Raw genomic sequence first — 23,893 nt, forward strand, 5'->3', positions numbered from 1 at the left:
TTGGTAAAATTATAAGTAACAAAAGTCACAAATCTATGCTCAATATTCATAATTTATCTATTTCTTTTCAAGGTGAATATCTTTTTGAAGACATAACCTTCAAACTTAACGGAGGTGATAGAGTAGGTCTTATTGGTAAAAACGGAGCAGGAAAATCGACTATGCTTAAAATTTTATCTAAAGAAATGCAGCCAGATTCTGGTCAAATAGCAACAGATAAGGATATAAAAATTGGATTTTTAAAACAAGATATAGACTTTGTTTTTGGTAGAACAGTATTAGAAGAATCTTATCAAGCTTTTGAAGAAATAAAATCGTTAGAAGCTAAGATGGAAACCATAAATACACAATTAGCTGAACGTACCGATTATGAAAGTGAAAGCTATCATGATTTAATGGTAGAGCTAAACGAAGTTCAACACCAATACGAAATTATTGGAGGTTACAACTATCAAGGTGATACCGAAAAAATATTACAAGGATTAGGATTTAAACGTGAAGATTTTAATAAGCTAACCGATACATTTTCTGGTGGTTGGCGTATGCGTATAGAGCTTGCAAAATTGTTACTCCAAAACAACGATATTTTGTTATTGGATGAGCCTACAAACCACTTAGATATAGAGTCTATTATTTGGCTAGAAGGTTTTTTAAAAAACTATTCCGGAGCTGTTGTTATTGTGTCTCACGATAAAATGTTTTTAGATAACGTGACCAATCGTACTATCGAAATTTCTTTAGGTAGAATTTACGATTACCCAAAACCATACAGTAAATATTTAGTCTTGCGAGATGAGATTAAAACACAGCAATTAGCCGCTCAAAAAAATCAGCAAAAGCAAATAGAGCAAACCGAAAAGCTAATAGAAAAATTCCGTGCTAAAGCTAGTAAAGCAACAATGGCGCAGTCTTTAATCAAAAAGCTAGATCGCATGGATATTATTGAGGTTGATGAAGATGATAATAGCGTCATGACCTTAAACTTCCCAGTATCGGTAACGCCAGGCAAAGTTGTTGTAGAGGCTAACAACGTATCTAAAAGCTACGGAAAAAAGCAAGTTTTAAGTGAAGTAGATTTGTTAATCGAAAGAGATGCTAAAACCGCTTTTGTTGGACAAAACGGACAAGGTAAATCTACTTTAGCTAAAATAATTGTTGGTGAACTTGAACACGATGGAAACCTAAAACTAGGTCATAACGTACAAATAGGCTACTTTGCCCAAAATCAAGCAGAGTATCTTGACGGAAGTAAAACTGTTTTAGATACCATGATTGATGCCGCTAACGAATCTAACCGTAGTAAAGTACGCGATATTTTAGGATCGTTTTTGTTTAGAGGCGAAGAAGTAGATAAATACGTACGAGTACTTTCTGGAGGAGAACGTAACCGTCTTGCTTTAGCAAAATTAATGCTTCAGCCTTTTAACGTACTAGTAATGGATGAGCCAACAAACCACTTAGACATCAAATCCAAAAACGTACTAAAAGATGCCTTACAACGTTTTGAAGGTACTTTGATATTAGTGTCTCATGATAGAGATTTTCTACAAGGATTGACCAATACAGTTTTCGAATTTAAAGATCAACACATCAAAGAATATTTAGGTGATATCGATTTTTATTTAGAACAACGCAATGTTGAAAATTTACGTGAAGTAGAAAAACGTACCGTAGAAAAAGAATCACCAAAAGCAAGTAATAAGCAGTCTTACGAAGACCAAAAGAAGCTAAAATCTTTAAATAATAAGCTTAGTAATACAGAAGCTAAAATCAATCAATTAGAAAAAGAAATTAAAGAAATTGATGTAGAGTTAGCAACAAATTATGATGAAGTTATTGCGCAGCCAAACTTCTTTGATAACTACCAAGCAAAAAAAGACCAATTATCAGAACTTATGGAAACTTGGGAAGCTATTACCATTGAATTAGAGTCGCTTAGCTAATTTCTTTTTAAGAAATTTTTAAGAAAGTTACATCTATCTAAAAGCTAGTTTTGTAGCTTTAAGACTAATAACTTTCTAACCATGCGTAAAATTATACTTAGCATACTTGGCTTAGCTTTAATTGCAGTAGCTTTTTTTGGAGCAAAAACACTAGTAGATAATAAAAACAAACCAAAACCAGTAGTGCCTAAAGTGGTAAAAACTGTATTAACAGATACCGTTAAAAATACTACTGTTCCTATTGTTATTCAAGCCAACGGTAACTTAACAGCTAAGCAAAGAGTTGAGTTGTACTCAGAAGTGCAGGGTATTTTTAAAACAGGCAACAAGTTATTTAAACCAGGACAAAAGTATAATCAAGGAGAAACTTTAATTCGTATTGATGCCTCAGAATATTATGCTAGTGTTCAATCTGCAAAAAGTAATTTATATAATAGCATTGCTGCGATTATGCCAGATTTGCGTTTAGATTTTCCAGATGTTTTCCCAAAGTGGCAATCGTATTTAAATGGTTTTGATTTAAACAAAACAACACCAAAACTTCCAGAAATTTCAAATGAAAAAGAAAATTATTTCATCACCGGAAGAGGTATTGTTAGTGCCTATTACAACGTTAAAAACTTAGAACAGCGGTTAGCAAAATACCGCATTACTGCACCGTTTTCAGGAATTTTAACAGAAGCTTTAGTAACCGAAGGTACCTTGGTACGTAATGGGCAAAAATTAGGAGAGTTTATCAATCCTTCTGTTTACGAGATGGAAGTTGCAGTGAGTAAATCTTTTGCAAGTGTTTTAAAAGAAGGCGAAAATGTTAGTCTTTCTAACTTAGAAAAAACTCAAAACTATACAGGAACAGTGTCTCGTGTAAATGGTAATATTGATGCGACGACGCAAACCATAACTGTGTTTATAGAAGTAAAACATCCAGATTTAAAAGAAGGCATGTATCTAGAAGCAAATTTAGATGCAGAGAAAGTAGACAATGCTATAGAAATAGACAGAAACTTGCTTTTAGATAGTCAAGAAATTTATATAGTTAAAGATAGTTTGTTAGATGTAATACCTGCAAAACCAATACATTTTTCTGATACAAAAGTAATTTTAAAAGACGTGCCAAATGGTACAATCATATTACGTAAACCAGTACCTGGTGCTTATGCAGGTATGCGTGTAAAATCATCAAGTAGTACTACAACAACTAAAGATTCAATTAAATAATGAAAAAGATAATTGAATATTTTATAAGGTATCACGTTGCAGTAAACATTTTTATTATTGCCTTTATTGTATTTGGTATACTTGGTATTTTATCATTAAAATCTTCGTTTTTCCCTTTAACCGAATCCAAAATCATCAATGTAGCTATTACCTATCCAGGTGCATCACCACAAGAAATAGAAGAAGGTATTGTGCTTCAAATTGAAGATAATTTAAAAGGGTTAAAAGGTGTAGATCGTGTCACTTCGGTTTCTAGAGAAAATAGCGGATCAATTACTGTTGAAATTGAAAAAGGCGAAAGTCTAGACTTTATGCTTTTAGAAGTAAAAAACGCAGTAGATAGAGTACCGTCTTTTCCTACAGGAATGGAACCTTTGGTGGTTTCTAAACAAGAAGCGGTAAGAGAAACTATTTCTTTCGCTTTAAGCGGAAACAACGTACCATTAGTTACTTTAAAACAATTAGCACGTCAAGTGGAAACCGATTTGCGTGCAATGGAAGGGATTTCGCAAATTGAAATCTCTGGTTTTCCTGAAGAAGAAATTGAAATCGCAGTAAACGAACTTGATTTATTAGCCTATAATTTAACCTTTAACGAGGTTGCACAAGCGGTTAGTAACGCCAATATTTTAGTAACAGGTGGAAATGTAAAAACAGAAGCCGAAGAATATTTAATTAGAGCTAATAATCGTGAATATTATGGTAAAGAGCTATCTAATATTGTGGTAAGAGCATCTGCAGATGGTAAAGTCATCAGGTTAAAAGATGTAGCAATAATAAGAGATCGTTTTTCAGAAACACCAAATGCAACATATTATAATCAAGATTTAGCTGTTAATGTTACAATAACAAGTACTAATAATGAAGATTTAATTTCATCAGCAGATAAAGTAAAAGCTTACATAGAAGAATATAATCAAAAGTATGATAACGTTAGATTAAATGTTATTAGAGATTTATCAATTACATTAAATCAGCGTACAGAATTACTAATAGAAAATGCAATTGTAGGTATGATTTTAGTGCTAGTATTTTTATCTATTTTCTTAAATACAAGATTAGCGCTTTGGGTAGCTTTTGGGTTGCCTATTTCATTTTTTGGGATGTTTGCTTTTGCAGGTCAGTTTGATGTAACCATAAATGTATTGTCATTGTTTGGGATGATTATCGTAATTGGTATTTTGGTAGATGATGGTATTGTTATTGCCGAAAACATCTATCAACATTACGAAAAAGGTAAAAAACCTATCCAAGCAGCAATAGATGGAACTTTAGAGGTAATTCCTCCAGTAGTTTCAGCAATTGCTACAACACTTTTAGCATTTTCATTATTCTTCTTTTTAGAAAGTCGTATTGGCGAATTTTTTAGCGAAGTCTCCGTTATTGTTATTCTCACGCTAGTAGTTTCTTTAGTAGAAGCATTAATAATTCTGCCTGCCCATTTAGCACACTCTAAAGCTTTAAGAATAAAAAAAGAAGAGCTTCACGCTAAACAATCTAAAGGGTTTTTTGCTGTCATGCGAGGTATTAATAAAGCAGGTGACAATTTTATGGCATATTTAAGAGATAAAGTTTATACGCCTGTTTTAAAATTTGTCTTAAGCTATAAAGTATTATCGTTGGGTATTTTTGTGTCTTTATTAGTGATTACTTTTGGATCTATTGGTGGCGGAATTATAAAAACGTCTTTCTTCCCAAGAATAGCAAGTGATTCTGCAAATATCGAGTTGGTAATGCCAGCAGGAACTAACGTAAAGATTACAGATTCTATCATTTCTATGATAGAAGAAAAGTCGTTTATTGTTAATCAAGAGCTTACAGAAAAATATTTAAAAGGAACAGGGAAACAATTATTTGAAAATACAATAGTGACAATAAGTAGCAGCTCTAGCGCTACTTTAAGAATTAATTTATTACCAGGTGAAGAACGTCCTGATGAAATTCAATCTTTTTTAGTAACTAATAGGTTAGAAGAATTGGTTGGACCAGTTATAGGAACAGAACGACTAATTTATGGTTCTGGCGGAAATTTTGGAGGTAATCCAGTTTCAGTATCATTATTGAGTAATAATATTGAAGAGCTTAAAGCCTCAAAACAAGAGCTTAAAAAGTATTTAGAATCTAATCCTTTACTTAAAGATATAGGTGATAATGATCCTGCTGGAATTAAAGAAATCAGATTACAACTTAAAGATAACGCCTATTTACTTGGTTTAGATTTAAGAACAGTAATGTCTCAAGTTAGGGCTGGTTTTTTTGGGGCACAAGCGCAACGGTTTCAACGCGGACAAGACGAGATTAGAGTTTGGGTACGTTATGATAAAAACAACAGAAGCTCAATTAACGATCTAGATGCTATGCGTATTGTAACACCAACAGGTGATCGTGTAACCTTAAAAGACATTGCAGCATATGATATTGTTCGTGGTGACGTGGCAATTAACCATTTAGAAGGAAAACGCGAAATACAAGTCTATGCAGACTTAAAAGATCCTAGTACAAGTCCTAATGATATTTTAGATGATATTAAAGATAATTTTATGCCAAATTTACAGTCAAAATATCCAACAATTAATGCCTCTTTTGAAGGTCAAAATAGAGAGTTTAGTAAACTAGGAAGATCTTTAAAAGCAGCAGGAATACCTATATTACTGCTAATTTACATTACTATAGCTTTCACTTTTAGAAGTTATTCTCAACCATTATTGCTATTGCTTTTAATACCTTTTAGTTTAACAGCAGTCGCTTGGGGACATTGGATTTCTGGTTTTCCTGTAAATATTTTATCGCTTTTAGGTATTATCGCTTTAATAGGAATTATGGTTAATGACGGTTTGGTCTTAATTGGTAAATTCAATAGTAATTTAAAAGAAGGTATGCCATTTGAAATCGCATTATCTGAAGCTGGTAAATCACGTTTTAGAGCCATATTCTTAACCTCTTTAACAACTATTGCTGGTTTAGCACCTTTACTTTTAGAAAAAAGTAGGCAAGCGCAATTTTTAAAGCCTATGGCAATCTCTATTTCTTATGGTATCGGTTATGCCACAATATTAACATTACTAGTACTGCCTCTATTTTTATCGTTTAGCAATACCATTAAACAAAAAGGAAAGTGGTTAGCAACAGGTAATAATGTAACTAAAGAAGAAGTAGAACGTGCAATAATAGAACAACATGAAACAGATGAAGAAGAGTAATTTTGCATTTTTAATAAGCATTTCTATTATGTTTTGCATCAATAATTTGAATGCACAACAAATGTTGACTAAAGAGGAAGCTGTAAAATTAGCTTTAGACAATAATTACGATATAAAAATTGCCAATAACAATGTTCAAGTTGCCGAAAATAACACTAGTGTTTTAAACTCTGGATATTTACCGACACTAACAGGTACTGCTGGTGCAACTTATAATTTAGACAATACAGAAGCCGAATTTTCTAACGGAAATTCAACCGTTTTAAACGGAGCAGAAAGTAACAGGTATAATGCAGGTGTAAGTTTAAATTATACCATTTTTGATGGTTTAGGAAGACATTATAATTACAAACGGCTAAAAGAACAGTATCAATTAAGTGAATTGCAGGCAAGAGAAACCATTGAGAATACAATTGTACAGTTGTTTTCTGTGTACTACAATGTGGCTCAACTCTCAGAAAATTTAGAAACTTTAGATCAAACACTTTTAGTAACAAAAGATAGGTTAGTTAGAGCAGAATATCAATTTGATTACGGACAAAATACTAAACTAGAAGTACTTAATGCAGAAGTAGATATAAATACAGATAGTATTAATATCATAAACACAAAACAAGATTTAAAAATAGCAAAACGAGATTTAAAGCTGGTGTTAGGCGAAACGTTTACCGAAGATTTTAACGTAGAAACAGAAGTAGATTTTTTACTTCAGTTTAAAAAAGATAGCTTATTTAAAAAAGCAAAACAGCGTAATGTAGCTTTACTTCAAACAGAAAAAAATATAGCTATTAGTCAGTTAGATATTAAATCAGGTAAATCTGCATATTTGCCAACCTTAGGATTAACAGGTAGTTATGGTTGGAATAAAAACAATAATAACGCAGCATCTTTTGTGACTGTATCTACAAATACAGGACTGTCTGGTGGACTTAATTTAAGCTGGAATTTATTTGATGGCGGAGCAACTGTGACGCGTGTAAGAAATGCAAAAGTGAATTTAGAAACACAGCAACTTCAAAAAGAAAATATTTTACTATCAATCCAAAGAGATTTTGATAACGCTTGGGACGATTATATGAATAAATTGGAGATATATAATATCCAAGAAAAAAACATCATTACTGCCCAAAATAACTTTGATCGTACGCAAGAAAAATTTAAAATAGGACAAGTTAATTCTATCGAATTTAGACAAGCACAACTTAATTTATTAAATGCAGAATTAAGCAGAAATCAAGCTAAATATGCTGCAAAATTAGCCGAATTACAATTACTTCAAATTAGTGGAGAATTATTAAATGTTGAATTTTAGCAAAATGCTGTTTAACAGTGTTTTTAGTCGATAAACGTAGAATATAATGTTTAGCTTCAAGTAAATATCCGATGAAGTGCATCTTTTTCCGAAATGAATGTTAAAATTTCATGCATTTAATCGAAAGAATTTGTCATTCACCTTCTTTTAAGTTAGTTTTAATATGAAATTAGAAACCAAATCTATAATTCACCATGAAACACTTAAAATTAACCATCGTTTTCTTTTTAACTGCAATGTTATCTTTTGCAGAAGTTTCAAATTCAGAAAAAGAAGCTTTAGTAGCACTTTATAACAGTACAAACGGAGCTGGTTGGAATACAACTTGGGATTTAGATGCGCCAATAAATACTTGGCATGGTGTAACTGTTCAAGATTCTAAAGTAGTTGCTTTAAATCTTTCTTTCAATAATTTAAAAGGGCAATTACCTTCAGAAATAGGAAATTTAGTTTTCTTAAAATCAATAAATTTAGGCTTCAATAAAATTAACGGAACATTACCAGAGACGTTATCTAATCTTAAATCTTTAGAAAATTTAGAGATATTCTTAAACCAATTAGAAGGAAATATCCCATCTTGGATAGGAGATCTAAAGAATTTAGAAGTTGTTGCTCTTTACAGCAACAAGTTTACAGGACAAATACCAGAAACCATTACAAATTTAACTAAGTTAGAGAGCTTAGAATTAGGAAGTAATTATTTAGAAGGAACAATACCTTATACTATTAACAATTTAACGCAATTAAAAAAATTAAGCTTATTAGATAACCGATTAGAAGGAAATATTCCAGAAACAATTGCAGAACTATCAAAATTAGAAGAATTAGTATTGTCAAATAACAATTTAACAGGAGTATTACCATTTCAGTTATCGCAATTAAATAATCTATCATTAGTAATGGTTAGTGATAATAATCTTAATAATGATTATATTACTGTAGTTAATAATAATCCAAAAAAAGTATCTTTATTTTTAGAAGACCAAACGGTTGTTGATAAAGATTAGAATTAAAATAAAGTTTGTAAATTATAGTCAACCAATTGGTTGACTTTTTTTATATTAATATATTATGTTAGAACACTTTTTTACTTGTCCTTACTGTTGGGAAACAATATCTATGTTACTAGATGCTAGTGTTAGGAATCAAACTTATGTAGAAGATTGCGAAGTATGTTGTAATCCAATACAAATTACACCAGTTTTTGAAGAAGCAGAACTATTTAATTTTGAAGCTATTAGTATCGATCAGTAATTTTTTTAAAAAATATTCTTGTTATATGTAAAAAGGGTTGTATATTTGCAGTCCGAAATGTTTTGGTCGGCATTATGAATCGACAAGTTAAAAGCTAAGAAAAGCATTTCAACATACATATCGCGGGATAGAGCAGTAGGTAGCTCGTCGGGCTCATAACCCGAAGGTCACAGGTTCGAGTCCTGTTCCCGCTACTAAGTCTTTAGACTAATAAAATCAACGGTTTGTGTCCTCACAAACCGTTTTTTTATGTCAAACATGTTTTTGCTTTTACAACAAGTACACGATTCAGTACACGATTTACGAATGAAATTAAAATATTCTAAACCAAAAATTTATACAGGAGGTGTAGATATACATCAATGGTCTAAACTTTCTACAAAAGAAAAAAAAGAAGCTATTTCAAAGCAATGGTATGTTTATTATTCTTTCCGTAATCCTGAAACTGGTAAATTAACTAGGCAATCTAATATTAAAGGAGGTGCCAACCTTTTTAAAGACAAAAGATCCAGATACAGTATTCTAGAAAAGTTACAGCGAGGTCTAGAGATCCTTTTAGAAGATGGTTTTAATCCATATTCTTCTGTTTCTAATATAGAAGATTATATAAATCTGAAGTTTAATAAGGAAAAAAACAAAGAGTCAAAAACAAACACAAAGCATTTAGAGTCTAATTCTGAAGTGAATTTAAATATTAAGCCTACATTGGTTAAAGAAGAAAATCCGTTGGTATTAAATTTAGATGATGCTTTTTCATTAGTACTAGAAACTAAAAAAAGTATTTTAAATCAAAATTCATTTCCAAAGTATAGGAGTAGAGTCAATAGATTTAAAAAGTGGTTATTAGAAAATAACTTTAATTCTAATGATTGTATAACTAAAATTACTAAAAAGACTCTAATTGTATATTTAAACTCTGTTTTACAAAGCTCAAGTCCAAGAAATAGAAATAATACAAGGGTAGACTTATCATCCTTTTTTCAGGTTCTAGAAGATAATGATTTGATAAAGGAAAATTTTGTTAAGAAGATAAATGTATTAAGAGCAGTTCCTGAAAGAAATAAGACTTACAAGCCTGATCAATTAATTAAAATACAGAGATATCTTGATAAAAATGACCCTATTTTAAGTTTATTCGTAAAATTTATATCCTATAACGTTTTAAGACCTATAGAAGTGTGTAGACTAAAAATAGAGGATTTAGATCTACAAGATAAAAAGCTGTATGTAAGAGCTAAAAATAAACCAGTTAAAATTAAAATCATACCTGATATTTTAGTTTCTGAACTTTCAGTTCTTAAAAATAAAAAACCAGATCTTCTAATTTTTACTCCTCATGAAATAGGAGGTGTTTGGGATGCACAAGAAAGTAATAGAAGAGATTATTTTACCAAACGATTTAAAAATGTTAAAGATCATTTTAATTTAGGGTCTAACTATGGCTTATATAGTTTTAGACATACTTATATAACAAAAATGTATAGAGAGTTAGCAAAACAGCATGCTCCCAATGAAGCAAAAAGTAAATTAATGTTAATTACTGGTCATTCAACAATGACTGCATTAGAACAGTATTTAAGAGATATTGATGCAGTTTTACCTGAAGACTACTCAAAATTATTAATGTAAATGAAGTTTAAATATTATGGAATTATAGATCCTAAAAAACTAGTTACACTAACAGAAGAGGATGAAAAAACTTATATAGCAAGTTTAAATCTATATAGGGATGTTTATGAACTTAATTATGAGTTAAAAAACAACCAGATTAGTTCTGATGATTTTTTGATTGAGAATGATGATGATGGAAATATAAATATCATTTTTGAATACACTAAGGATAAGTTAGTAGGTACTAAATTAGACTATCCTGTTGTTATAGAATTTATTGACTTCTTGTTACATAGATACAGTATATATTCCGGAGCATTAAAACATGTGCTTAAAGAGTTTGAATATGAGACTTTTGGATACACTGATTCAGAATTAAAAAAAGAGGCGTTAAATTATTTTCAGAGATTATTTGAGAATATTTGTGATAAATCATATATAGATGTCCCTGAAATTAAAGAAGGAGAAGTGATACCAGGTAATAGATTTAAAGCATTAAAAAAACGTAAAGACGAATTAATTAATCAAGTTGCTTTTGATATTAATTTAAGTGAACATTACTTAAAAGGTAATCATGCTTTTTATAATGATGACTTATATCAAAATAATAATTTAATTCAGCAGTTAATATACTTTGAAGATATATTAGAAGTAATATGTCATTTTAATTCTGTATATAACTTTGAAAGAGATGATTATTTTTCAAAATCTAGTGTTAGCTATTCTATTTATGAAAAATACGAGACTTCTTTCGATTCTTTAGAGCAGGTTCAATTTATAGAACAAAGAATAAATGAAAATAAAAAAAAGGATCGAGCATTTATCTTAGCATTATTTTATTTCTTTAAGAAAGAAATTAATATAAAGATGCCAACTGCTAGTCAGTTTACTAATATTGTTAATTCCTATTTTAACTTAAATATTGGATTGATTAAAGCACCTAGTTCTGTTTCTAATTCACATATCCAAAGTGTAGAAAAGCTAAGAAAGCAATGGGTGAATTATAACTCTAGAAGCCAATAACTCTAAATTACCTAAATTTTAAATATTTCCCCACAAATTCCCCAAACATTCCCCTTTTTCTTTCCTGTTTTTTTGCTTTCATAATTTGAAATTTTGCAATTAATAAAACTAAAGTTGACAGAGTCTTGTTTCTGTTAATTGCAAAAAAAAAGCTATGAATAAGAAAATTAAAGAAATCAGTGATGATCTTCAGGCAAATGAAGAATATCTAAAAGAAAAAACAAAAACACTTGGTTGTTTTATTATTAAAGAAACAGAAGAATGGATAAATGATGCCAAAAAAAGACCTATACCTAACATGTTATTTAATGAGTTTTGGTATGAAAATGAGTTGTGTATATTATTTGCTGATACAAATTTAGGGAAGTCTATATTAGCTGTACAAATAGCAGATAGTATAAGTAAAGGTAAACCAATACCCGGATTTAAATTAGAAACAAAAGCCAAAAAAGTATTATATATTGATTTTGAATTATCAGACAAACAATTAGAAAACAGGTATTCTAATAATTATAAAAATCATTACAAGTTTAATGAAAACTTCAAAAGAGCAGAATTAAACCCTAATTTTTTATTACCAAAAAATTGTAAATCTTTAGAAGAATATATTATTGAAACTCTTGAAAAAACAGTTAAAGAGAAACAAATTAAAGTATTAATAGTAGATAATCTTACCTATTTAAATTCAGATAACGAAAAGGCAAAAAATGCTTTAGAGTTAATGAAATTATTAAAAAAGTTAACCAAAGAAAATAATGTTTCTGTTTTAGTCTTATCTCATACACCAAAACGAGACAATTCCAAACCGATAACAAAAGATGATTTAGCAGGTAGTAAAATGCTAATGAATTTTTGTGATAGTTCGTTTGCTATAGGAGCCAGTTCTCAAGGGGCAGAGTATAGGTACCTAAAGCAAATTAAACAACGTAATACAGAGCATCTTTATCATTCTGGTAACATTATAGTCTGCACTTTAGAAAAAGAAGATAACTTTCTTTTATTCAATTTTATAGATTATGAAAGTGAGTCCATGCATTTATCAGCTTCTTTAAGCGGAAAGTCAACCGAAGAATCTAATGAACAGATACTTGAGTTATTGGATCAAGGACTTAGTAACGTTAAAATCGGTGCTGAATTAGGTATATCAGAAGGAGCTGTAAGAAAGCGTAGAAAAAAATTAGGTGTTTAATTATGGTAGCAAGAGATGTATATAAAATAGCTTTAGCGCTTTCAAAAAAAGAGCTTAAACAGTTTTATAAGCTGTTAGCTCAACATCCAGATATAGAACCGTTAATTATTAAACCTAAATCAAAAATAAAAGCTTCTAAATTACCAGATTTTTCATTAGAAGATTCTATCAGGTACTTATTAACTAATCATTTTAACAAAAAATAATAAACCTCGTACCTATTCGTACTATTAAATTAGTACGAATAGGTACGAGTTTACCCAAATGAAGAAGAATTATAAATATATATTAGATAAAACAAGTAAAAAGCATATTTGCCCAAATTGTAATAAAAAGACATTAGTCAGGTTTATAGACACATTAACGGGTAATTATTTAAATACAATAGATGGTAGATGTGACCGAGAAACCAAATGTGGTTACTTTAAAAAACCAGAATCTAACCAAATTGTAACACAAAAGAATCAATGTATTATAGAACAGGTTAAACCATCCTATCACAATAACTACTTAATAAAAAAGTTGGGTTGCAATTATAAAAACAACCATTTTGTATCATATTTACTAAAACACTTCGCACCAATAGATGTAAAACAAGCAATTAAAAAATACTTTATGGGCACTTCTAATCATTGGGCAGGAGCAACAGTATTTTGGCAGATAGACCAGAATATGAATATAAAAGCAGGGAAAATCATGCTATACGATTGTAATACAGGTAAACGTGTAAAACAACCATATAATCACATATCATGGATGCATAAAAAACTTAAATTAAACCAGTTTGTATTACAGCAATGTTTATTTGGTTTACATAATTTATGTGATTATGATACAAGTAATACTCTTTGTGTTGTTGAGTCTGAAAAAACAGCAATAATAATGAGTATTATTATGCCATCTAATTTGTGGTTAGCTACAGGTAGCAAGTCAGGATTTAAAGAAGAGTTTTTACAACCTATTAAAGATTATAACATTGTTGCTTATCCCGATAAAAGTGAATTTAGTAATTGGGATTCTAGATCTAAAATACTAAACAGAAAAGGGTTTAATATAAGATGTAGTAATTTGTTAGAAAATAAGAATTTAAAAGAGGGTTCCGATTTAGTTGATTTGTTTTTAAAAGAAGAAATACATGTTGATGTTTGTTGATCTGTTGTTGATCTACTGTTGATGTTTGTTGATTCAGCGTTGATATGCTGTTGATTCTTGATGATTTAGTGTTAAAACTTGTTGATTCACTGTTGATCTGTTGTTGAATTTTATTGATTAAATATTGATTTAGTTATAACTTGATAGAGCACATAGCTTGTTAAAAAGTGAATGCTAATTTATGAATGATCAAATTACTAAACGATATTATATATTTATTAAAGAGTAGTTTTACAGATGCTTTTGTATAACTTTTTTATTTCATTAAATGAATCAGGCTGTAACTCGTGATTTGAAAAGACTTCACTTGATAAAAGTTTCTTAGTGTTAATATCAAATGTTATTTTATTAAATCTGAAATCAAATTGGATAAAATTAACGGAAGATATTATTTTAAATTAGAACCAGTACCCATACAAGCAAAACAAATTCCATTTTTGTAGTAATTAAATTCGGAAAGGTATCCAGAACCGTCACATCTTAGACAATTTTCTGCAAAACCTAAAATTTCACCTTTTGCGCTATAGTAAGGTATTTTATTATTTTGATGTTCTTCATAATGACAGTCTGCACATAAAGTAATTAATGCGTCATTATTGTATTCCCATGCTAATTTGTTTTCAACATAATATTTATGATGAACATTTAAATCATACATGTCTTTAATTGTAATAGTTTTATCAAAACAGACAAATCTTTTACTTTTTTTTGATGATACATTTTCATTTTCAATCCATTGGATAGCATAATTTAAATCTTTAATACTTTGAACAGTTTCTATTTTACCAAAATAAAAACAAAGATTCATAAAACTATTTTTTAGTATACAAATTAGTTTTGGGGTAGTATTACTTAAAGATACGCTGTACCCTTTTTCAATTAAATCGTTATAACTGTTAATACCAAAATCTTTTGATAGCCCTAAAATTTTATTTCTTTCTATTCCGCATTTATTACAACAAAAATTGTCACGCTCTATAATTTCTTCTCTTTTTTTCTTCCATTCTATTCTATCTAATTGCTCTTGATATGTCATTGGCTAATTTGTTTTTATTCATGAAAATGAACGTAGGCTAATAGTTTGTATCTAATTTCATTTTTATTGACTTTATCCAGTATAATTGAAGGATAATAAGACTCTTGTTTTTTTAAATATTCTAAGCTAATATTTGATTTTTCTTTAAAACCTTCTATTTCTTCAAAGCACCATTCAATATAACTTGGTTCAGGTATATGCTTAGCTAGTTCTAAAGAACTATTGTCTAGATTTAGTTCTTCACTTTCACTATCTTTATGTTTTAAGACATTGAGATGGGATTTATTAAAATGAGAATAGTTAAAACACTTGATTAACAAATCTGAAAGTTGATTGCTTATTTCTGAATCAGATATTCTTATACGACTTTTATTAACCTTAATTGTGTCTCTTAAAGATGAGGATAAGTAAAGGGTATTAATAAATTCAATATCTTTATTAGAAAAAGAATAAGAATTCTTAATTATGTGTTTGTCAATGTCAATTCTTCCAAATAAAAAATCTATAAAAGAGTCTATATAATTTTCTATTACAGTATTAGTAATGGCGTTTAAATTGCCTTTCCAAACCTCAAGAATACTTTTACCAGAATGCTTCCCAAAATTTAGTGTATATTCTTTCATAACAGTCTTTATATATCAACATAGTTATAACTTGAAGATTTTTGTTTAATCACAGAATAAGTTAATCAGCTTTAATTTTTAATCCATAACAAGCAATTCTCTTGCCGTCATCATAATCATACCCTAAATTTTTAACTTCAGGAGACCACCAAATTTCCTTTAACCCTAAAGTACCTACTTTAAGAACATGCGTTGTTGCTATTAATCCCTTTACCTCATACATCTCTTTAAAAGGATAAGTTATTATAAAACGTTCTCCATTTAATTCAGAGTTTTGTGTTACTGTTTTATTATTAAAGTCAAATGTGTGATAAGTAACCTCATTTTTTGTAATCATACTCCCGTCAGGGTACTCAATGTCATAATAATCACTACTGTAAACAAAAACTTTTTGTTTCGATGCTGGTTCTTCTTGATCTTTTTTAGAAGATTTTTGTTGCTCTCTTAAAATTTTATATTTTTTTTGATCTTCCTCAATCATTAAGTAACTTTTAATACTAAAGAAACTAAGTATTAAAAGTATTATAGCACCTATAATAATATTTTTTTTATTCATAGTTTTCAATTTATGAAGAATAGTTAAAGTATTTTAATCAGATTCTCCGTTTATTGTTTCCATTATTTCTTTAAAACTATTCAGACTAGACTCTATGTTTTCAATGATTTCATTTGCTAAAATATCAGGGTCTGGAAGATTGTCTAAATCGGTTAAACTTTTGTCTTTCAGCCAAAAAATATCTAAACTCGTTTTATCTCTCTTAATGATTTCATCATAGGTGTATTTTCTCCATCTTCCTTCTTCATTTTCTTTGCTCCAAGTTTCTTTTCGTTTGCTAATGTTGTTACCATTATACAATTCTATAAATTCTTTTAAATGCTCTTGACGCATTGGACTTTTCTTTGGTGTATGATGTACGTTAGTTCTGTAATCATAAAACCAAATCTCTTTTGTCCAAGGGTCTTTGCTTGCAGGTTTGTTGTTGAAAAACAACACATTTGCTTTTACTCCTTGCGCATAGAATATTCCTGTTGGCAATCTTAAAATAGTGTGCAATTCAGTGGTTTTCATTAGTTGTTTACGCACTTCTTCGCCAGCACCACCTTCAAATAAAACATTATCAGGTAACACAACAGCTGCTTCACCATTTATTTTTAGTTGTGTTTTTATGTGTTGCAAAAAGTTTAATTGCTTGTTGGATGTTGTTTCCCAAAAATCTTGCCTGTTATAACTTAAATCTTCTTTTACAATTTCACCTTCTTCATTGGTAAAGGTCATACTACTTTTTTTACCAAAAGGTGGATTTGCTAACACATAATCATAACGTTCTCCGTCATCCGAAATTAATGCATCATTTGGATTAATAAACGATTCTCCATCTATTTCTCCAATGTTGTGCAAATACATATTCATTAAGCACATACGACGAGTGTTAGCAACAATTTCGTTTCCGTAAAAGGTTTTGTTCTTTAAAAATTCTTTTTCTTCACGATCTAGTTGGTTGTTTTCTACAATCCAATCGTATGCAGCTAAAAAGAAACCACCAGTTCCACACGCTGGATCAACAATAGTTTTCATTGGTTTTGGTTCTACACAAGCAACAATAGTTTGTATTAATGCTCTTGGTGTAAAATACTGACCGGCACCACTTTTTGTGTCTTCTGCGTTTTTCTCTAAAAGTCCTTCATAAATTTTACCTTTTATATCTGCTCCCATCATTGACCAATCTTCTTTGTCTATTAGATTGATAACTTTAAGCAGTTTTGCAGGATCTTGAATTTTATTTTGACTTTTGGTAAATATTTGTCCAAGCGTACCTTTTTCTGTAGACAATGTTCGTAATAATTGGCTATAAAAGGATTCTAATTCTGCACCACGTTTGCTAGATAAAGTTTCCCAATTGGCTACTTCTGCATCTGCAACCTCATTGCCTTCAACATCTTTTAACTTTGGAAAAACTAATCCTTTGTTGTAAGGTGGTTTATTTAACTCATCTGCCATTTTTAAAAATAACAAATAGGTTATTTGTTCTAAATAATCTCCATAACCTACACCATCGTCACGAAGTACGTTGGCAAGGTTCCATATTTTTGATATTATTGTTGAGTCTGTCATTTTATATTTTTTCTATTTCTTTTTTAAATGAGTCTGTTAATTCATAAACACCTGTTCTAGGTGAGCCTTTAAAAATTACAAATTGATGTGCTTTTAAAAGAGCCATATCTCTCTGCATAGTAGCTCTGGCAACATTAAATGAAGCCATTAAATCTTTTAATCCTTTTCCTCGCTCTACTAAAAGCAATAAAACTTCTTGTATTAAACGTTTTATTACAGCATCACTTGCAGCATCATTTACAGCATCACTTACAGCATCATTTATAAATTCTTTTACAGCATCATTTACAGCATCATTTACAGCATCATTTACAGCATCATTTCTTTCTTTCTTTTCTGCTAAACCTCTTGGACCATTAAAAGTAAGTACAACACCTGATGAAGTTTCTTTCCAGGAAGGTACTTTTAAACCAGCATCTTTACATTCTTCAATCATTCTAATAGTACCTCTACCTAATTTATCAATTAGACCATTAAGAAACACAATATGTGCTATATCTGGGTTAACAGGATGAGAATCGTGATTCTTTTTTAAATCTTTAACTTTAATATCGTCCGGAAGTTTACCACTATTTGAAATCACAAATTTATCCGGATAAACACTAATAGTTACGCTGCTTGAAAAACTACTATAATCTCTATGCATTAAAGCATTAATTATTCCTTCTTGTAAAGCTCTTTTGGGAAAGGTAAAATCTAAACGTTTCCATTGCTTATCATCAAAAACACTTCTTACACCTAAACCATTTACATAACGTTCTAGCTCATCTCTAATTTGAAACAAATTACCTTCTAGTATTTCATTTCTGATTAAAGCGTTATCGTTTTTGCCTTCTGCATATTCGGTTAGGCGAACTCTAATTTGAGGAATATACTTACTCGGATTTTTTGCAAATAACACTACACAGGCATTGGTGAAAGAACCATTACTATATAAGCCATAATGTGTAAGAAAATCTAAAATATCATTTCCTTCAAAACTACTACGATAATTAATTATAGACTCTTCAATTGTTTTTCTAATGAGTTTGGTGTCTAAATCTTCCAAATCAACTCCAAGTACGAGTTGACGTTCCCAATGTTTTTCTGTTTGCTGTCTGTCGTGAATTAGTGAAGCTATTTCTTTTGATGTTGCTTTTTGGGTTTTGTTTCCTTTTCTGTAAAATATACTTCCATCATAGATGTAAGGTTGCTTACTGCCACCCCAAACTTTAAAAACCAATAGTTCTTTTTGGTTTAAAATTTCAACTGAAATACTAATGGGCACATCAGGAACAATAGCATTGATTAAAAATGCTTGCAATTCTTCTTTGTAAGAAACTGCATTTTCAATACCTAAAACTTCACCATCATCAGTTACCCCTACAATTACTCTTCCGCCATCTGCATTTAAAAATGCACAAAGATTTTTTGCAATACTATCTTTTTGAACAACTGTTTTGAACTCTAGTTGTTCACTTTCACCTTGCTTGATAAGGTCGTTTAAAAGTTGTTCGTTACTCATTTTTCTTTCTGTTTTTTAATTCTTCTTTTCTTGCCTCTATATCTTTAAATTGTGTAGTAATAAAAGACAAAATATCATCTATTTTAAAAAATGGTTGCACCCATTTATGTCTAACTAAATTATACATATCAACTACTTTTACGCTATCTAAAACGCTAGTTGGATGAATATCAAAATCAAGACGATTTTTATCTTTATCGAACATGAATTGTTGCATTAATTTTCTAGTATATTCTATAAAATGATGGCACATAAACCACATTGGCTTGTCTTCCTCTATGGCTTTTTGAAATTCTTTATGCGTTATGCCCGAACCATATCTTGGGAAAATAATACCAAAAAACAAATCACAATCCTCAACTGCTTTTAAACAAGCAGCTGTTGGGTCATTGTCAATAGGCACATACACAGAGCCCTCTTTAGACATAACAACATCATAACCAAATCCTTCTAGTGTGTACTTTATCTGGTCTAAATCAGAGTCTGAGCCGTAAACCGTAGAAGAAACCATTATTTTTAATTTTTTATCTGCCATTATTTACTCTTTTTCTCAGCTTTAATCCTCTCCAACAAAACACTAGCAGGTTCGTAATCTTTATGTTGTTTACAAGCTGCTAATTCTTCTTCATTTAACAAAGTACCCTCATATGCTTTTTTAAGAATACTTTGGCGTAAGGCTTGGGCTTTTTCTAAACTGTTTGCAATGTCTTTTTCTACTTTATCGCAAACAGATAAACGACTTTCAATTTCTTGGACGATTTGGTGTTGTTGTTTTAAACTACAAAAAGGTACTAGATAAGCTTTTAAAGAATTTGCATCTATACTTTCAACGGTTGTGCCATCTTTAGAGCAAGAATGTCTAATATCAGATTCATTTCCTTGTAAAAACCAGTACACGTATTCTGTATTCCAATTAGCATCAAGAGAAACTGTTTGGATATCTTGATTTACACAAAGCTTAGTTTTTGCAATAGCAATTGGAAAAATTCTTCGTAAAATTCCACTTCGCATTACAAATAGAAGTGAATTTTCTTCAATCCATTTTGTGCTAGAATTTGGAATTGCTATTTCTGTAATATGTCTTTCTGTATCGTGAATTTCTTTAGTTTTTACATCACGAGAACTAACCCAAGGAATCTTGCCATTTTCCCAATATTCTTTTATTTGACGATTTGGTGTTCCGCCACCTTTCCATTCTCCACACTCTTTTAATGGCTTAAATTCTTTAATTCCCTCAAAAGCCTTTTTTAAAACCGCTTGTCTATAAACAGCCAATTGGTCTTGTGCTTTTTTAAGGTCTGCAATACCACTATCTAAACTGCTAAAAAGTTCTTCTATTTTTTTGACGTTAGCTTGTTGTTCTGGTATTGAAACTAAAGGGAAATCTTCTTTTTCAATATGTTGATAGTGTCTTGCATATCCATTATCTTTTATTTTGAAAACTAAAACCTCTGTCACATAGGAAAGGTATTTTGGCAATATTCCCTTTTTAGGTTGTAAAACTTTAGTTCCATCTGCTCCTGGTGCAAAAGGAAAATTAATAAGTTTTACATTTTTTGTATGGTCTCCAAAAACAACGACAGGCAATTTACAATCAAGTATTTTTTCTTTATCATTAGTAAAACCACCAATTAGTTCTTGACCTTGGTCAATCACAGGTATTTTTCCTTTCTGTAAATATTCTTTCTGTTTTAATTTTTGTTTGGTAGTCGATATTTTAAAAACAGCATCCTTGTAATTTATTTCGCAATCTTCCTTCATTATGCTGCTAGTACTTCATTCAATTCGTTAATAATCGTGTTCATTTCCTTACCAAAGAGTTGGTACATTTTTCCTTTGCCACCTTTAGCGTCAAAAGGTGTGTAGTCTAAATCGTCTATCTCTATGTGGTAACTGCTTACTACGTGGTCTTTTATCATTCGTAACCATTCTACCTGCTCTGTGGTAAAACGGTTGTGTTGTCCTGCGTTTTGTTTAAACATCCAGTTTTTAAAGTTTTCGTCTATGGTTTTATCAAATGCTTTTAACTCTTTATCTATACCACAAACTTTTCTAATTAAAGATACCAACGCCGTTAATTGGTCTTTGGGTTGTTGGCTTTTTACATCTTCTAATTGTGTATATGCATCCCAAACATAATCTGGTGCTAATAGTGGTTTTTCTAATTGCAGCTTTTCCATCACTTCTTTTATCATTTTAAACGTGATGCTTCTGCGGTTATAAGGTTGGTTGTAAAAGATACTTAATGCTTTAATCTCGTCTTTGTTTGCTTCCAGATATTCGGTAAAGTCTTTTACAACTTCCTTTGCTTTATCTACAGAAGTGGTTTCCCATTCGCTTTTTGTAACCGTATCTATGTTTACGCTGTCTATAATTTGTTCGTGTTGTTTACGAACATTATCTAAATAGTCGTTTAATTCTCCGTTAAATGTTTTGCTTGCTTCTAAAATTAACTGCTCTTGTGCCTTCTTTTTAGCTTCTTCGATTAAAGCAGGTGTTTGGTCTTGCGCAGGAATTTTATCAATCTCAATTTGTGCTTTGGTTTCAATTTCATCTTGGTCAAAAGCTGTAATTAATTCTTTGGTAATTTGTTTTAAGTTTTTTCCACCAGAAAATTCTAATAATCTATCTTTTTCCTTTTCTGTAATTTGTTTTTCTAAACGAATTAAACGGTTAGCCAAAGACAAAAACAAATCTTCGTCCGCAACTCCCATAGTTACTGCACCCAATAAATCTTTCATAGGAACAGATTTTTGGCGCTCTAGAGGTCTGCTGTCTGTTTTTTTAGATTTGGTGGCACCAACTGCATCTACAATAACGAAATGTGTTTTACTTTTTGCTGTTTTGGTTACTAATTGTAAAGAATCACTATTAATGGTTCGTGTACCACGACCTTTCATTTGCTCAAAGTAGTTGATGCTTTTTACATCTCGCATAAACAGTAAAACTTCTAAAGGTTTTACGTCTGTACCAGTTGCAATCATATCTACTGTAACGGCAATTCTTGGATAATATGAATTTCTAAAACGGTTTAATACCGATTTTGGGTCTTCGTCTATTTTATAGGTTACTTTTTTACAAAAGTCGTTGCCTTCGTCAAATTCTTCTCTTATAATTTTTATAATATCGTCTGCATGACTATCTGTTTTGGCAAATACTAAAGTTTTTGGTACTTCGTATTCGCCATTTTCATCTATACGATTTGGATAAATAGTTGTTTTTAAAGCCTTTTTGTATTCACGAATGATGTTTCTAATTTGACTTGGATTGACAACTTTTTTGTCAAGTTTATTTTTGTTGTAATGCTCGTCTTCATCCATCTGTTCCCATTGCAACTTACGTGTTAATTTATCTCTTTTATCAACAAACCATCCAGACTCTACTATACCACCATTTTTAGAGATTTCTGTTTCAATGGTGTACACATCATAAGGCACATTTACACCATCTATTACAGATTCTTCATAGGTGTATTGACTTACAACATTTTCATTAAAAAAACCGAAAGTTCTTTTGTCTGGTGTTGCTGTTAAGCCAATTAAAAACGCATCAAAATAGTCAAGAACTTGTTTCCAAAGATTGTAAATAGAACGGTGCGCTTCGTCAATGACTATAAAATCAAATTGTTCAATAGGTACTTTTGGTGTGTATTCTACAGGAACAGCTTTATTTTTAGCCAGTTTATTTTGAAGCCAAGAATTTTCGTTTGGATTATCAAGCTCTGCACTTTCGTCTAATTCTTCTCCTTTTAAAATAGAGTAGAGGCGTTGTATAGTTGAAATACATACTTGGCTGTCGTTTGCGATATAACTTGATGTTAAACGCTGAACATTGTATAATTCTGTAAATTTTCGATTATCGTCATTAGGCTGGAAGGTCATAAACTCTTGCTCTGCCTGTTCACCTAAGTTTTTGGTGTCTACCAAAAATAAAATACGCTTTGCATCTGCGTGTTTTAATAAACGATAAATAAATGTGGCAGCAGTAAAGGTTTTACCTGCGCCAGTTGCCATTTGGATTAAGGCTTTGGGTCTGTTCTTTTTAAAAGAATGTTCTAGATTGTTAATCGCTACAATTTGAGCAGGACGTAGTCCTGTTTCGTCTAATGTTGGAATTGATAACAATCTTTCACGAAGACTTTTTCCTTTTTTCAACCATTTTGCAATGGTTTCAGGTTTATGAAAACAAAATACATTTCTACCTCTTGGCTTTGGGTCTCGATAATCTGTAAAACGTGTTATTGTTCCGGTACTTTCATACACGAAAGGTAAAGGGTCGTTATTTAGATATTTAAGTTTTGCGTTGGCATAGTTTGAAGATTGTTCTTCAACAATAGTTAATCTGTGTCCTTCGTCTTCTCGTTTTGCTTCTATAATTCCGACAGGTTTTCGGTCAACGAAAAGTACATAGTCTGCAGGTCCTACATCCGTTTGGTATTCACGAACTGCAATTCCTTTTCCTGCAGATAAATCAATTTTGTTTTTAGACTGAACTAACCAACCAGCTGCACGTAGCATTTCGTCTATTTTATCACGAGCTATTTGTTCAGGGTTTTGGTTGATGTTTTTAGTCATTGATTAATTTTTAAAGGGTTCTAAATTACGTTTTTTTAATTAAAATAAAATGTAATATTTTGTAAAATAAACTATGAATCTTATGGTTTATTATGATGTATAATCTGTTGATAAATACAATTTTATTAAGTTTTTAAAGAA

The 23,893-nt window shown here is 30.5% G+C and carries 19 protein-coding genes and 1 tRNA gene; 12 read left to right on the forward strand and 8 right to left on the reverse strand.

What is annotated here, in order from left to right:
- Window positions 1–35 precede the first annotated feature (35 nt).
- The 12 genes from INR78_RS07765 to INR78_RS07820 all read left to right on the forward strand — a co-directional run bounded on the left by INR78_RS07765 (window position 36) and on the right by INR78_RS07820 (window position 13,902).
- On the forward strand, window positions 36–1,943 hold the full coding sequence (locus INR78_RS07765; RefSeq protein WP_223076065.1) for an ABC-F family ATP-binding cassette domain-containing protein: 1,908 nt from the start codon (window positions 36–38) through the stop codon (window positions 1,941–1,943).
- A gap of 81 nt (window positions 1,944–2,024) precedes the next feature.
- Window positions 2,025–3,161 (forward strand): efflux RND transporter periplasmic adaptor subunit, encoded by a 1,137-nt coding sequence (locus tag INR78_RS07770; protein WP_223076066.1) that lies wholly within the window; start codon window positions 2,025–2,027, stop codon window positions 3,159–3,161.
- Complete coding sequence (locus INR78_RS07775; protein WP_223076067.1) at window positions 3,161–6,361, forward strand: efflux RND transporter permease subunit; 3,201 nt, start codon at window positions 3,161–3,163, stop codon at window positions 6,359–6,361. The genes INR78_RS07770 and INR78_RS07775 overlap by 1 nt, the downstream gene beginning before the upstream one ends.
- Window positions 6,348–7,673, forward strand: a complete 1,326-nt coding sequence (locus tag INR78_RS07780) for a TolC family protein (protein ID WP_223076068.1) — start codon at window positions 6,348–6,350, stop codon at window positions 7,671–7,673. The genes INR78_RS07775 and INR78_RS07780 overlap by 14 nt, the downstream gene beginning before the upstream one ends.
- A 194-nt stretch (window positions 7,674–7,867) precedes the next feature.
- On the forward strand, window positions 7,868–8,680 hold the full coding sequence (locus tag INR78_RS07785; protein WP_223076069.1) for a Two component regulator three Y domain protein: 813 nt from the start codon (window positions 7,868–7,870) through the stop codon (window positions 8,678–8,680).
- A gap of 64 nt (window positions 8,681–8,744) precedes the next feature.
- Window positions 8,745–8,927: a CPXCG motif-containing cysteine-rich protein gene (locus tag INR78_RS07790; protein WP_223076070.1), complete on the forward strand. Its 183-nt coding sequence runs from the start codon at window positions 8,745–8,747 to the stop codon at window positions 8,925–8,927.
- 121 nt (window positions 8,928–9,048) lie between these two features.
- A tRNA-Met gene (locus tag INR78_RS07795) sits at window positions 9,049–9,121 on the forward strand.
- 64 nt (window positions 9,122–9,185) lie between these two features.
- Window positions 9,186–10,556, forward strand: coding sequence for a tyrosine-type recombinase/integrase (locus INR78_RS07800; RefSeq protein WP_370632440.1), 1,371 nt, complete (start codon window positions 9,186–9,188; stop codon window positions 10,554–10,556).
- Window positions 10,557–11,561: a hypothetical protein gene (locus INR78_RS07805; protein WP_223076072.1), complete on the forward strand. Its 1,005-nt coding sequence runs from the start codon at window positions 10,557–10,559 to the stop codon at window positions 11,559–11,561. It begins immediately after the preceding gene.
- A gap of 154 nt (window positions 11,562–11,715) precedes the next feature.
- Entirely contained in the window at window positions 11,716–12,750 is a 1,035-nt protein-coding gene (locus INR78_RS07810; protein WP_223076073.1) for an AAA family ATPase, read from the forward strand.
- Between the two features lie 2 nt (window positions 12,751–12,752).
- Window positions 12,753–12,956 (forward strand): hypothetical protein, encoded by a 204-nt coding sequence (locus tag INR78_RS07815; protein WP_223076074.1) that lies wholly within the window; start codon window positions 12,753–12,755, stop codon window positions 12,954–12,956.
- Between the two features lie 58 nt (window positions 12,957–13,014).
- Complete coding sequence (locus tag INR78_RS07820; RefSeq protein ID WP_223076075.1) at window positions 13,015–13,902, forward strand: DUF6371 domain-containing protein; 888 nt, start codon at window positions 13,015–13,017, stop codon at window positions 13,900–13,902.
- Between the two features lie 388 nt (window positions 13,903–14,290).
- Here INR78_RS07820 and INR78_RS07825 read toward each other — a convergent pair whose 3' ends face one another.
- The 8 genes from INR78_RS07825 to INR78_RS07860 all read right to left on the reverse strand — a co-directional run bounded on the left by INR78_RS07825 (window position 14,291) and on the right by INR78_RS07860 (window position 23,752).
- Window positions 14,291–14,938, reverse strand: a complete 648-nt coding sequence (locus tag INR78_RS07825; protein ID WP_223076076.1) for a hypothetical protein — start codon at window positions 14,936–14,938, stop codon at window positions 14,291–14,293.
- A 14-nt stretch (window positions 14,939–14,952) separates the two neighbouring features.
- Window positions 14,953–15,561 (reverse strand): hypothetical protein, encoded by a 609-nt coding sequence (locus INR78_RS07830; protein WP_223076077.1) that lies wholly within the window; start codon window positions 15,559–15,561, stop codon window positions 14,953–14,955.
- A 61-nt stretch (window positions 15,562–15,622) separates the two neighbouring features.
- Window positions 15,623–16,117, reverse strand: a complete 495-nt coding sequence (locus tag INR78_RS07835) for a hypothetical protein (RefSeq protein ID WP_223076078.1) — start codon at window positions 16,115–16,117, stop codon at window positions 15,623–15,625.
- A gap of 33 nt (window positions 16,118–16,150) precedes the next feature.
- Window positions 16,151–17,674, reverse strand: coding sequence for a class I SAM-dependent DNA methyltransferase (locus tag INR78_RS07840; protein WP_223076079.1), 1,524 nt, complete (start codon window positions 17,672–17,674; stop codon window positions 16,151–16,153).
- 1 nt (window position 17,675) lies between these two features.
- Window positions 17,676–19,178, reverse strand: a complete 1,503-nt coding sequence (locus tag INR78_RS07845; RefSeq protein WP_223076080.1) for an RNA-binding domain-containing protein — start codon at window positions 19,176–19,178, stop codon at window positions 17,676–17,678.
- Window positions 19,171–19,713: a DUF4062 domain-containing protein gene (locus INR78_RS07850; protein WP_223076081.1), complete on the reverse strand. Its 543-nt coding sequence runs from the start codon at window positions 19,711–19,713 to the stop codon at window positions 19,171–19,173. Before INR78_RS07850 ends, INR78_RS07845 begins: the two co-directional genes overlap by 8 nt.
- Window positions 19,713–20,939 carry a restriction endonuclease subunit S gene (locus INR78_RS07855; RefSeq protein ID WP_223076082.1) on the reverse strand — a complete coding sequence of 409 codons (1,227 nt, stop codon included), beginning with the start codon at window positions 20,937–20,939 and terminating at the stop codon, window positions 19,713–19,715. The genes INR78_RS07850 and INR78_RS07855 overlap by 1 nt, the downstream gene beginning before the upstream one ends.
- The gene (locus INR78_RS07860; RefSeq protein ID WP_223076083.1) at window positions 20,939–23,752 is read right to left on the reverse strand and encodes a DEAD/DEAH box helicase family protein; all 2,814 of its coding nucleotides are present in this window, start codon (window positions 23,750–23,752) and stop codon (window positions 20,939–20,941) included. The genes INR78_RS07855 and INR78_RS07860 overlap by 1 nt, the downstream gene beginning before the upstream one ends.
- Between the last annotated feature and the right edge of the window lie 141 nt (window positions 23,753–23,893).

The sequence above is a fragment of the Mesoflavibacter sp. SCSIO 43206 genome, from assembly GCF_019904215.1.
Taxonomy (GTDB): Bacteria; Bacteroidota; Bacteroidia; order Flavobacteriales; family Flavobacteriaceae; genus Mesoflavibacter; species Mesoflavibacter zeaxanthinifaciens.